Raw genomic sequence first — 11,996 nt, 5'->3', positions numbered from 1 at the left:
TCGCACCGATGATTTCCGCTCACCTCGGCTGTCCTCATCAATAGGCGCTAGGATAGTCCAGCGGCCGGACAGAGAGGTGATCCATGGGATCGTTGCGAGATCAGAATGTCGTCGTCATCGGAGGCAGCCGTGGTGTCGGCCGCTCAATCCTGAAGGCCGCGCTGGGCGAAGGGGCGAGCGTGCTTGCCGTCGCCCGCGGCGCCGCGGCCCTGAAAGAGCTCTCCTGGGAGGCATCAGGCGTGAAGACCCTGGCGCTCGACGCGACCAAGGAGACCGCGCCCGATGCTGTGTTCGCCGCTCTCGAGCCAGACGTGCTGGTGATCTCGGCGGGCGCGCTTGCCCCATCCGCGCCGGTGCAGGAACAGAGCTGGGAAATTTTCTCGGCGAACTGGGAAACGGACGTCAAGGCCTCGTTCCTGTTCTGCAAGGCCGCGCTCCATGGCCGGTTGAAGCCGGGGAGCCGGGTGATCCTGATTTCCAGTGGTGCCGCCCATAGCGGAGGGCCGCCCAATTCTGGCGGCTATGCCGGCGCAAAGCGCATGCAAATCTTCCTGGCCGGCCACAGCCAGAAGGAATCGGACCGGCTGGGCCTCGGCCTGCGCTTCATGGCCCTTTCGCCGGCCCGCATCATGCCGGGTACCGGCGTCGGCGATCGCGGCATCGATAGCATCGCGGCCTATATGGGCATCAGCCCGGCGGACTTCCTGGCGAGCATGACCGACATGCAGACACCGGCCGATGTCGGACGGGCGGTGGTGGCGCTTGCGACCGCGAAACCGCAAGGCAGCTCCTTCGTGGTGAGCGGCAGCGGACTTGCAGCGGCGGTATGAGGCGCGCAGAATGACGGACGACTTCAGCATCGCAGGCTCCGCATGACAGACGCTCGTGGCATTTCTGAGCCATTGGGCCGGCCAGGCCAGCCAATCCTTGATCGACTGGCCTTCGAGCGCCTGAACGCGGCCCACCGGCGCGAGATCAAGCTCCACTGCTACCGGATGATGGGCTCGCTTTGTGAAGCGGACGACCTCGTCCAGGACACCTTCCTGCGGGCGTGGCGCGCAAGGTCGCAATTCGACGGACGAGGCTCGCTTCGCGGCTGGCTCTACACGATCGCCACCAACAGCTGCCTCAACGCCATCAAGGCACGGTCGTCGGCGTATCGCATTATCCAGCAACCCGAACGACCGCCCTCCAACGGACCGGCGACCGGCGGGCCCGCCGCCGAACTCACTTGGCTGGAGCCTTATCCGGACGCCGAGCTTCCGGACCTCGCTGACGACAAGCCCGGCCCGGAGGCGCGCTACGAGGCGCGCGAAGCCGTGCAGCTAGCCTTCCTCGCGGCGATCCAGCTTCTGCCACCCAAACAACGGGCCGCCCTGCTGCTTTGCGACGTGCTCGGATGGTCGGCCGTCGAGACGGCGCAATTGCTGGGCGGATCGACCGCCTCGATCAACAGCGCCGTGCAGCGGGCCCGTGCGACGCTTGGTGAGCGATATCCTCAGGGACGTCCCTCGCAGCCGTCGCGGCCCGACCCGCAAGAGGCACTGCTGCTGGAACGCTATATGCAGGCTTGGCAGGCCGCCAACCTCGACGGCCTTATCGAACTCCTGAAGGAGGACGCCATCTACCACATGCCGCCATGGCGGGAATGGTATCGGGGGCGCGAGGCGATCTGGGCTTTCTTCGAGACCGTCTGGGGCAATTTTGCCGGCTATCGTGCAGCGGCCACCAAAGCCAATGGCCAGCCGGCTGTCGGGGTCTACGCGTTGAGCCATCAGGACCGCGTGTGGCGATCGCATTCGCTTCATGTCATCGAGCCGGCCGAGGGCACGATCGCCTCCCTGGCGATCTATGTGCCGCCCCTCGGCCCCACCTTGTTTGCCGGTTTCGGTCTGCCGCCAGCCTGAAACGCCCCACGCCTAGTCCAGACAGCCTCATTCGTCCGCCTCGCCGGCCGCCGGCGCCATCAGCAGGACGGCCGCGCCGAGCAGCGCCGCGACCAGGGAGCCGGCGAGAATGCCGACCTTGACGGCGTCCTGCAGCGCCACGTCGCTGGCGAAGGCAAGCAGGCCGATGAACAGGCTCATGGTGAAGCCGATGCCGCACAGCAGCGAGATGCCTATCATGTGGAGCCAGCCGGCATGGGCCGGCAGGTCGGCGAGGCCGAAGCGGATGGCGAGCGCGGAGGAGCCGAACACGCCGACCAGCTTGCCGACGACGAGGCCGGCGGCGACGCCGAGCGTCAGCGGCTCGAACAGCGCACCGACACTCAAGCCGGCGAGCGAAACGCCGGCATTGGCGAAGCCGAAGATGGGAATGACGACGAAGGGCACTATTGCGTGCAGGCCGTGTTCGAGCCGGTGCAGCGGCGAGTGGTCAAGATCGTGTTCGATGCCGGCGGTGCGTTCGAGCGGAATGGTCAGCGCCAGCGCCACGCCGGCAAGCGTGGCATGCACACCCGACTTCAGCACCAGCACCCACAGGATCGCACCGAGCACGAGGTAGGGCGCGAGGCTCATCACCCGCATGCGGTTGAGCGCGACAAGCGCGGCGATGACCGCGAAGGCGGCGCCCAAATAGGCAAGCGACAGGCCGCCCGTGTAGAAGATCGCGATGATGACGACCGCGCCGAGATCGTCGATGATGGCAAGCGCGGTGAGGAAGATCTTCAGCGAGGCCGGCACCCGGCTGCCGAGCAGCGACAGCACGCCGAGGGCGAAGGCGATGTCGGTGGCGGTCGGGATCGCCCAGCCGGACAGCGCGCCCGCATTGTCGCGGTTGATGGCGACATAGACCAGCGCCGGAACCACCATGCCGCCGGCCGCCGCGATGCCGGGCAGCACCCTGCGCGGCCAGGTCGAGAGCTGGCCGTCCAGCATCTCGCGCTTGATCTCCAGGCCGACGAGCAGGAAGAATACCGCCATCAGCCCGTCATTGACCCAATGCGACACGCTAAGCGGGCCGAGATAGGCGTGGAGGACGGCAAAATAGGTGCCGGAGAGCGGTGAGTTGGCGACGATCAAGGCCAATGCCGCCGCTATCATCAGCATGATGCCGCCGGCCGCCTCGCTGTCGAGAAATTCGCGCAAGACGGAAACCGGCCGCTGTTTCAAGTCCCGCATGTCACCCTTCCGTTATGCCGCCAATTTCGAACTTGCCCATTCTCCACTTACAGGCGTTCGCGCCTGCCTGCCGGCATCCTCTCCCCTATAGTGGCGGGGAGAGGGACGCTGTCATCGCCGGTTTCGCCAATCACCGGCGTTACGGAATGGGCGCCAGTGCCGCGGCCGGCCTCTTTCTCCCGTCACCATACGGGGAGAAATGCCCGGCAGGGCAATGAGGGGCGGCGCCGAGTTCGACAATTGGTATGCTCCGCCATGATGAGAAAACCGGTCCGAAGGAATTGCCCCCGCGTCCAACGCTCCTAGCGCGGCGCGCGCTTGGCCAGGATGCGCTGCAGGGTGCGGCGATGCATGTTGAGGCGGCGCGCGGTCTCGGAGACGTTGCGCTCGCACATTTCGTAGACACGCTGGATGTGCTCCCAGCGCACGCGGTCGGCCGACATCGGATTTTCCGGGGGTGCGGCGCGCTCGCCGGCCGTGCGGGTGAGCGCGGCAAAGACGTCGTCGGCGTCGGCCGGCTTCGACAGATAGTCGACGGCGCCGAGCTTCACCGCCGTCACCGCGGTGGCGATGTTGCCATAGCCGGTCAGGATGATCGCGCGGGAATCCTCGCGCTTCTCACGGATGGCGGCCACGACGTCGAGACCGTTGCCGTCGCCAAGCCGCATGTCGACCACCGCGTAGGCGGGCGGATTGGCGCGTGCCTTGCCGACCGCCTCCTCGACGCTCTCGGCCGTTTCGACCACGAACCCCCTGGTTTCCATGGCGCGGGCCAGACGGGTCAGGAACGGTTTGTCGTCATCGACGATCAGAAGCGAGGTGTCCTCGCCCTCAACCATTGCGCCACTGTTTTCATCGCCTGTCATCGTCTTGAAATTCCTGCTGCCTTAATTTTACGCAGATATAGTTTTGCGTGGCGATTGTCCAATTTACGCGGTGTCAAACATCGTCGCGGGCGCAGATTCCGGGTTCAGGAAAACATTTCTCGGCCATGAAATCCGCACCATGGCGCCCTCGCCCAGTCCGCTCGAATTGCGAAAGTCGAGCGTGGCGCCCGATCGTTCAAGCAATGTCTTGGCGATGAACAGGCCCAGCCCCAGCCCGCCGCCGGCCTCCGTGCCCTGGCGTGTCGACATATAGGGTTCGCCGATGCGATCGATGATCTCAGGTGGAAAGCCGGGACCGTCATCGATGATCGAGAAGGTGACGGTGGCCTCGTCCCAGCTCCAGCGCACGGTGACGCTCTCGCGGGCGAAATCGACGGCGTTCTCCACCAAATTGCCAAGGCCGTAGATGACGCCCGGATTGCGGCGCCCGACCGGCTCGGGGCCGCTGCGCTCGCCCGGCCTGAGCTTGATCGAGATGCCGAAGTCGCGGTGCGGCGCGGTGACCTCCTCGACCAGCGAGGTCAGCGGCAGGCGGGACAGATGCGCCTCGCCCTCGGACGACAGGCTGGTCAGGCGCTTGAGTATCTCGCGGCAACGCTCGCTCTGGGAGCGCAGCAGTGTGACGTCCTCCCCGTATTTCGCGTCCTTGCCGAGCGCCTTCTCCATCTCCTTGGCGACAAGCGTGATGGTGGCGAGCGGTGTGCCGAGCTCATGCGCGGCGGCGGCGGCCAGCCCGTCGAGCGCCGAAAGATGCTGCTCGCGCTGCAGCACCAGTTCGGTGGCGGCGAGCGCATTGGCCAGGAGCCGGGCTTCCGCGGCCACGCGGAAGGCGTAAATGGCGGTGAAGGCGATCGAAGACAGCACCGCCATCCACATGCCGGCAACATAGATGAAGGGCATCGCCAGCGGCGCGCCTTCATGCCAAGGCAATGGCAAGTGGAAAAAGACCAGCAAGGTCGCCGCCGTCATCACCAGCCCCCCGAGCACCGCGGTCAGGCGCAAGGGCAGCGACGTCGCCGAAATCACCACGGGCACTGTCATCAGCAGCGAGAACGGATTGGTTAGGCCACCGGTCATGTAGAGCAGGCCGGCAAGCTGGAGGCTGTCGAAGATCAGGATGCAGAAGGCCGCGAACGGCGAGAGCCGGTGCGCGGCCGGGAACCGGAAGGCGAGGAACAGGTTCATCCAGGCCGAACAGGCTATCAGGGCAAAGCACAGGCTGACCGGCAGCGGGAATTTCAGGCCGTAGGCGACAAAAAGCACGGTCACGCTCTGGCCGACAATGGCAAGCCAGCGCAGCCGGATCAGCGTGTTGAGGCGCAGTCTCTGGCTCTGCTGGAAATCGGGAGAACGCAATACGTTGATCATGGCCATGAAATACAGCCGGGGGACGGCGAGCGCTAGTAGCGCTGCACCAGGGGCTGGACGGTTGGAGCTTCCCCGACTTCGTCATCCACGGGCGAAGCGGACGCGGAGACCCGAGGATGACGAGTGATGGGTGTCTATGCCAATCACCAAGACATATGTTCCGCTGACCCAAGCGGTCCGCCAAAGCGTCCCAAGGCTAGGTGCCTCTGGGCTTGGCGCGGCTGGTGGCGGCGGCGAGCAGCGGATTTTCCGGCCATACGTGCTTGGGGTAGCGGCCGCGCATGTCGGCGCGCACATCGGCCCAGGAGCCGCGCCAGAAGCCGGGCAGGTCGCGCGTCGTCTGGATCGGCCGGTGCGCGGGCGACAGCAGTTCGAGCGTCAGCGGCACGGTGCCGCCGGCGATTGCAGGGTGCCGGTCGAGGCCGAACAGTTCCTGGACGCGGACGGCCAAAACGGGCCATTCCCCGTCATAGCGGATCGGCACGCGGCTGCCGGACGGCACGTCGAAATGGGTCGGCGCAAGCACGTCGATCCGGCGCTGCAAATCGTGCGGCACAAGCGCCGTCAGCCCGGCCGAGACAACACCCGGATCGATGGCCGCGAAGGATGCCGCACCGGACAAAAATGGCAGCAGCCAGTCGTCGAGGCGTTCGAGAAGTGCCGTGTCGGACATGTCGGGCCACGGCGCCCCAAGGCCGCGGTGCAGCCAGGACAGACGCTGGCGCAGCATCTGCGCCTCCTTGCTCCAGCTCAGCAGCGAAAGTCCATGTTCGCGCAAGGCGTCAAGCATGGCGCGGTCGGCCTCGCTGCCGGTTGGCGGAGGCAGCATGCGCTCGGCGAGCGTGATGGCGCCGAGACGCACGGTTTCGCGCACACGCACGGCGCGGCGCTCGCGATCGAAGCTGGTTTGCCTGCGTATCTCGATCCTGTCGGCCAGTACGGCGCGGATATCGTCCTCGCTGATCGCCGCCGCCGCCGCGATGCGCGCATTCTGCGCCTTTCCCTGCAGGTCGGCGACGACCAGAAACGCCTCGCCGGCAAGCGGATCGGCGGCGTCGAGCATGGCGCCGGAGCCGTTGGCCAGCACGAAACGGCCGCGCTCGCCCCGCGCCTTGGCGACACGGTCGGGCCAGGCATGGATGAGCAAGGAGCCAGCCCTGCTACCCTCCCCCTTGTGGGGAGGGTCGGCGCGTAGCGCCGGGGTGGGGGAGGGTGAAGAGGCCTGCCTCGCCAGGCGTTCGGCGAGTTGCCGCGCGGCGGTGGCGCGCGGCGATCTTTCCTGGCGAAAGCGCATCAGCCGCCGTTCGAGATCGGCGCCGTCACCGCCCAGCCCGCGTTCGGTCAGCAAAACCGCGAGCATGGCCGCCTCGCCGGCATGGCCGCCGCTGGCTGCCTCGGCGACCATATGCGCCAGCCGCACCGGCAGGGCGAGCTTGCGCATCGCGGCGCCCGCGTCCGTCAGCCGTCCTGCCTCGTCGATGGCATGAAGCGCGCGCAGCAGCGCCCTTGCCTCGTTGAGCGCCGGGGCCGGCGGCGGATCGAGGAAGGCGAGCGTCGTCGGATCGGCGACGCCGAAGGCGGCGCAGTCGAGCAGCAGGCCGGAAAGATCGGCCTCTAAGATTTCCGGCGGGGTGAAGGCGGGAAGCGCCGCCGTCTGCTCGGCGCGCCACAGCCGGATGGCGACACCGGCCTGCGTGCGCCCGGCACGGCCGGCGCGCTGGTCGGCGGACGCCTTGCTGACGCGCACGGTTTCCAGCCGGGTCAGGCCGCTCGCCGGCTCGTAGCGCGGCAGGCGCGACAGGCCGGAATCGATGACCACGCGGACGCCGTCGATGGTGATCGAGGTCTCGGCGATCGAAGTGGCCAGCACCACCTTGCGGCGGCCCGCCGGCGCCGGCCTGATCGCCGCGTCCTGCGCCTTGCCGTCGAGCATGCCGTAGAGCGGCACGATGTCTGTGTCGGCGCCGACCTTGCCGGCCAGCCGCTCGGCGGTGCGCTCGATCTCGCGCTGGCCGGGCAGGAAGGCAAGCACGCTGCCGCTCTCGCCGGCGAGAGCGGAGCGGATCGCCTTGGCCATGGCATCTTCGATTGCAATGCCGGCCGGCCGTTCGTCGTAGCGGATGTCCACCGGGAAAGCGCGGCCTTCGCTTTCGATCACCGGCGCACCCGACAACAGCTTCGCGACACGAGCGCCGTCCAGCGTGGCCGACATGACCAGCAGACGCAGGTCCGGCCGCAGCGCGGCTTGCACGTCGAGCGCCAAAGCGAGGCCGAAATCGCCGTCGAGCGAGCGCTCGTGGAATTCGTCGAAGATCACGGCCGAGATTCCGGGCAGTTCGGGATCGTCAAGGGTCATCCGCGCCAGCACACCTTCGGTGACGACCAGTATTCTTGTCCGGGCCGAAATGCGGTTCTCCATGCGCATGGCGTAGCCGACGGTGGCGCCGGGCTCCTCGCCCAGAAGTTCGGCCATGCGGCGAGCGGCGGCGCGGGCGGCGAGCCGGCGCGGCTCCAGCAACACGATCTTGCCGGCACCCAGCCATGGCGCATCGAGCAGCGCCAGCGGCACCAGCGTCGTCTTGCCGGCGCCGGGCGGCGCCACCAGAACGGCGCTGTTGCCGGAGCCGAGCGCCTCGCCCAGCGCCGGCAGCACGGCGGATACCGGAAGCCCCGGCAAGGGTTTTGTCGTCATCGCGCCCGCATATCAGCGCTCGTGGTCGCCATGCAACCGGCGTCGGATCAAAGCCGGGTGCGCGAAAACGGGTTCCAGCGCACCGTGCCCAGCCGCACTTCCTCGCGCACCATGGTAAGCAGGCCGGACCCACCGACAACCGCGAGGCCGACCAGCGACAGCCAGTCAGGATATTCCCGGAAGAACAGCGCACCGAGGATGACCGCCCAGACCATCTGCGAGTAATGCGTCGGCGCGATCCGGTTGGCGGGCGCGTATTTGACAGCCAATAGCTGCAGCAATTGCCCGCAAGCGGTGAAGGCGCCGGCCATCATCAGCCATGCAAGCTGTTTTGCGTCGGGAAGCGTGAACGAGGTGGCGGCGATGCCGATGCCGTTGAACAACAGGCCGTAGCCGATCAGCACGCCGAGCATGGTCGTGCGCTTTTCCTGCTTTGCCAGCGAGCGCATCAGGATAACGCTCGCCGCAGCGAGGAAGGCAACGCCGAAAGCGGCGAGGTGTCCAAGACTGAGTTCGCGAAAACCCGGTCGCACCACCAGCATGACGCCGGCAAAGCCGGCGACCACCGCCAGCCACCGCCACGGACCGACCTTTTCCTTGAGGACGACCGTGGAGAGGATGGTGACGCAGAGCGGCGCCAGGAAGACGAGCGCGTAGACTTCCGCCAGCGGAATGGTGGTGAAGGCATAGACGCTGAGCACGCCCGAGGCGATGCCGGCCCAGGCGCGCGCCTGCACCGCCCAGGGACGTTTGGTGCGCCAGAAATCACGCCAACGCTCGTCCGCCGGCCGGGTGAAGAAGAGAAAACAGCCGGCAAACAATATCGAGAAGAAACCGATCTCGAACACCGTGAACTGCCCGCCCAGGCTTTTGACAACGGCATCGCTGCCCGAATAGCTTGCATAGGCGATCAGGGCGAGCAGGATTCCGTTCGTCACGTTTTTCCATTTCCGGGGAGAGAAGCGTTGAAGATACTGGCGCTCGGCGCGCATCCTGACGACATCGAGATATTCATGTTCGGTACGATGGCGGCCTATGCGGCGCAAGGCGCAGAACTGACTTTTGCCGTGGCCACGGATGGTGCCAGGGGCGGCAAGAGCGATCCCACGGTTCTCGCCCGTGTCCGTCGCGAGGAGGCAACGGCCGCGGCCGCGCTGCTCGGGGCGGCGCCGCGCTTCCTCGACTTTCCCGACGGCGGGCTGACGGCGGATGCCGCACTGATCGGCGCGCTGAAGACGCTGATTGGCGAGAGCGGACCGGACCTGGTGATCACACATGCGCCCAACGACTATCACGCCGACCACCGCGCGCTGTCGGACGCCGTGCGCATCGCGGCCTCGTTCGCCGTGCCGGTACTGCATGCCGACACGATGGGCGGCACTGGATTCTCCCCGACCCACTATGTCGACATATCAGCCCAGGCCGAGATCAAGGCCAAGGCGATCCGCCTGCACCAATCGCAGGATCCGGAGCGCTTCGTCGAGATCGCCCGCACGCAGAATTATTTCCGCGCCGGCCAGTGCAACGGCGCGCCGGGATCACAGGCGGAAGCCTTCCGCTTCGAGCCCATGTTTCCGTTTGCAGACATTCGCGACCTGCTGCCGCCGGCGCCGCCGATCCGTCCGGTAATGGTGAGCACAAAAAGGGTCGACTGAGCCGGGAGACGGCTCCTCGACACGCTGACCGTGCTCGGCGACGAGACCGGCTTGGGGGGGACGCGCCGGTGCCCTTGGCCACGTGGGAACGCCCGGCCGGACGTTTCTTCCCGGAAGGCCACGATGCCGCACCTTTGCGGCCAGGACCGGACCGGATCAGACGAATTGAGGGAAGACATCGCCGGAAAAAACAGCATAGGCTATTGCCTGGACGGCAAATCTTTCCTGGGGAGGAAACGGATGGCTTCACGCTATCACGAGGTCTATGAGGGCTGGAAACGCGATCCGGAAAAGTTCTGGGCGGACGCGGCTGGCGCCATCGATTGGTACACGCCTTACGACAAGGTGTTCGATGCGGAAGCCGGCGTCTATGGCCGCTGGTTTACCGGCGCCACCTGCAACACCTGCTACAATGCCCTCGACCGGCATGTCGCCGGCGGGCGTGCCGACCAGATCGCGCTGATCCATGACAGCGCCATCACCGGCACCGTGAAGACATTCACCTATGCCGAGCTCAAACGCGAGGTGGTGGCGCTGACCTCGGTGCTGAAGAACCGTGGCGTCGGCAAGGGCGACCGCGTCATCATCTACATGCCGATGGTGGCGGAAGCGGCTATCGCCATGCTTGCCTGCGCCCGCATCGGCGCCGTGCATTCGGTGGTCTTCGGCGGTTTTGCCTCGCATGAGCTCGCCACCCGCATCGACGACGCCAGGCCGAAGCTGATCATCTCGGCCTCCTGCGGTCTGGAACCCGGTCGCGTCGTCGCCTACAAGCCGCTGCTCGACAAGGCCATCGAGATATCCCGCCACAGGCCGGACGCCTGCCTGATCCTGCAGCGCGACCAGTTGCGCTGCGAGCTCAGGGAAAACTACGACATCGACTATGCGGACGCGGTCGCGCGCGAGCGGGCGGCCGGCGCCAATGTCGATTGCGTTCCGGTGCTGGCCACCGATCCGCTCTACATCATCTACACGTCAGGCACGACCGGTCAGCCCAAGGGCATCGTTCGCGACAATGGCGGCCACATGGTGGCGCTCGAATGGACGATGGAAAACGAGTTCGGCGTCAAGCCGGGCGAAGTGTTCTGGGCGGCGTCCGACGTCGGCTGGGTGGTCGGCCACTCCTACATCGTCTACGGGCCGCTGCTGCATGGCTGCACCAGCATCCTGTTCGAAGGCAAGCCGGTCGGCACGCCCGATGCCGGCACCTACTGGCGGGTGATCGCGCAGCATGGCGTGGTCGCCCTGTTCACCGCGCCGACGGCGTTCCGCGCCATCAAGGGGCAGGATCCCAAGGGCGAATTCGTCGGCCGGTACGATCTGTCGAAATTCCGCACGCTGTTCCTCGCGGGCGAGCGCGCCGACCCCGAAACCATCAAATGGGCGGAGCAGAAACTGAACGTGCCGGTCATCGACCATTGGTGGCAGACCGAGACCGGCTCGCCAATGACGATCAACCCCGCGGGGCTCGGCCTGCTGCCGGTGAAATACGGCTCACCCGGCGTGCCGATGCCCGGCTACGACATCCGCGTGCTCGACGATGCAGGCCACGAGGTGCCGAACGGCACGCTCGGCAATGTCGTGGTCAAGCTGCCGCTGCCGGCGGGCTGCCTGCCGACGCTGTGGAACGCCGACGCCCGCTTCCGCCAGGCCTATCTCGACGAATTCCCCGGCTTCTACAAGACGGCGGACGCCGGCATGATCGACGAGGACGGCTACCTCTACGTGATGGCCCGCACCGACGACATCATCAATGTCGCCGGCCACCGGCTGTCGACCGGCGCCATGGAAGAGGTGCTGGCAACGCACCCCGATGTCGCGGAATGCGCCGTCGTCGGCATCGCCGACGCGATGAAGGGCCAGGTTCCGCTCGGCTTCGTGGTGCTCAACGCGGGTGTCTCGCGCGAGAGCGGCCTGATCGAGAGCGAAGTGGTGGGGTTGGTGCGCGAACGCATCGGCCCGGTCGCCGCCTTCAGGACGGTGGTGACGATCAAGCGGTTGCCGAAGACGCGGTCGGGAAAGATCCTGCGCGGCACCATGCAGAAGATCGCCGACAAGGAAGACTGGACCATGCCGGCGACGATCGACGACCCGGCCATCCTCGACGAGATCACGGCGGCGATGAGAGCGCGCGGGATCGGGGTTTAACAGGCGGTTCAATCACGTATGGCAGCGCCGGCCCCCTCTCCGTCTCGGCTTCGAGCCGGAGGGGGAGCGCCATATCCGATTGAGTGAGGCCGTCGCCGGAGCAGACGTCTTACCTGCGGCGCGC

Annotated in this window: 9 protein-coding genes; 4 read left to right on the top strand and 5 right to left on the bottom strand. The window is 66.7% G+C overall.

Annotation, left to right across the window (positions count from 1 at the left end; translation table 11 throughout):
• Window positions 1-83: 83 nt before the first annotated feature.
• Both LB566_RS13905 and LB566_RS13900 read left to right on the top strand, forming a co-directional pair.
• Window positions 84-830, top strand: a complete 747-nt coding sequence (locus tag LB566_RS13905; protein WP_224624805.1) for an SDR family NAD(P)-dependent oxidoreductase — start codon at window positions 84-86, stop codon at window positions 828-830.
• A 42-nt stretch (window positions 831-872) separates the two neighbouring features.
• Window positions 873-1,907, top strand: a complete 1,035-nt coding sequence (locus LB566_RS13900; protein WP_224624804.1) for an RNA polymerase subunit sigma-70 — start codon at window positions 873-875, stop codon at window positions 1,905-1,907.
• A 27-nt stretch (window positions 1,908-1,934) separates the two neighbouring features.
• Here the strand turns inward: LB566_RS13900 and nhaA are convergent, their stop codons facing one another.
• From nhaA to LB566_RS13875, 5 genes are all read right to left on the bottom strand, one after another.
• On the bottom strand, window positions 1,935-3,122 hold the full coding sequence (gene nhaA, locus LB566_RS13895; RefSeq protein WP_224624803.1) for a Na+/H+ antiporter NhaA: 1,188 nt from the start codon (window positions 3,120-3,122) through the stop codon (window positions 1,935-1,937).
• Between the two features lie 302 nt (window positions 3,123-3,424).
• A complete protein-coding gene (locus LB566_RS13890) occupies window positions 3,425-3,988 on the bottom strand; it encodes an ActR/PrrA/RegA family redox response regulator transcription factor (RefSeq protein WP_140497143.1) in 564 nt (187 codons plus the stop codon).
• Between the two features lie 63 nt (window positions 3,989-4,051).
• The gene (locus tag LB566_RS13885) at window positions 4,052-5,383 is read right to left on the bottom strand and encodes an ActS/PrrB/RegB family redox-sensitive histidine kinase (RefSeq protein ID WP_140550259.1); all 1,332 of its coding nucleotides are present in this window, start codon (window positions 5,381-5,383) and stop codon (window positions 4,052-4,054) included.
• A 190-nt stretch (window positions 5,384-5,573) separates the two neighbouring features.
• Window positions 5,574-8,069 carry an ATP-dependent helicase HrpB gene (gene hrpB / locus LB566_RS13880; RefSeq protein ID WP_224624802.1) on the bottom strand — a complete coding sequence of 832 codons (2,496 nt, stop codon included), beginning with the start codon at window positions 8,067-8,069 and terminating at the stop codon, window positions 5,574-5,576.
• A 47-nt stretch (window positions 8,070-8,116) separates the two neighbouring features.
• The gene (locus LB566_RS13875) at window positions 8,117-9,007 is read right to left on the bottom strand and encodes a DMT family transporter (RefSeq protein ID WP_224624801.1); all 891 of its coding nucleotides are present in this window, start codon (window positions 9,005-9,007) and stop codon (window positions 8,117-8,119) included.
• A 27-nt stretch (window positions 9,008-9,034) separates the two neighbouring features.
• Here LB566_RS13875 and LB566_RS13870 point away from each other — a divergent pair, with 27 nt between their 5' ends.
• Window positions 9,035-9,724: a PIG-L deacetylase family protein gene (locus LB566_RS13870; protein ID WP_224624800.1), complete on the top strand. Its 690-nt coding sequence runs from the start codon at window positions 9,035-9,037 to the stop codon at window positions 9,722-9,724.
• A gap of 240 nt (window positions 9,725-9,964) precedes the next feature.
• Window positions 9,965-11,872 carry a propionyl-CoA synthetase gene (locus tag LB566_RS13865; protein ID WP_224624799.1) on the top strand — a complete coding sequence of 636 codons (1,908 nt, stop codon included), beginning with the start codon at window positions 9,965-9,967 and terminating at the stop codon, window positions 11,870-11,872.
• Window positions 11,873-11,996 lie beyond the last annotated feature (124 nt).

Origin of the sequence: Mesorhizobium sp. CA13 (assembly GCF_020165235.1) — a bacterium.
In the GTDB taxonomy this organism is placed as follows: domain Bacteria; phylum Pseudomonadota; class Alphaproteobacteria; order Rhizobiales; family Rhizobiaceae; genus Mesorhizobium.
This window is presented reverse-complemented; position numbering and strand designations above follow the sequence as displayed.

Coding starts and splice junctions, on each gene's coding strand:
- LB566_RS13905 (WP_224624805.1), top strand. CDS start 84: ATGGGATCGTTGCGAGATCAGAATGTCGTCGTCATCGGAGGCAGCCGT.
- LB566_RS13900 (WP_224624804.1), top strand. CDS start 873: ATGACAGACGCTCGTGGCATTTCTGAGCCATTGGGCCGGCCAGGCCAG.
- nhaA (WP_224624803.1), bottom strand. CDS start 3,122: ATGCGGGACTTGAAACAGCGGCCGGTTTCCGTCTTGCGCGAATTTCTC.
- LB566_RS13890 (WP_140497143.1), bottom strand. CDS start 3,988: ATGACAGGCGATGAAAACAGTGGCGCAATGGTTGAGGGCGAGGACACC.
- LB566_RS13885 (WP_140550259.1), bottom strand. CDS start 5,383: ATGGCCATGATCAACGTATTGCGTTCTCCCGATTTCCAGCAGAGCCAG.
- hrpB (WP_224624802.1), bottom strand. CDS start 8,069: ATGACGACAAAACCCTTGCCGGGGCTTCCGGTATCCGCCGTGCTGCCG.
- LB566_RS13865 (WP_224624799.1), top strand. CDS start 9,965: ATGGCTTCACGCTATCACGAGGTCTATGAGGGCTGGAAACGCGATCCG.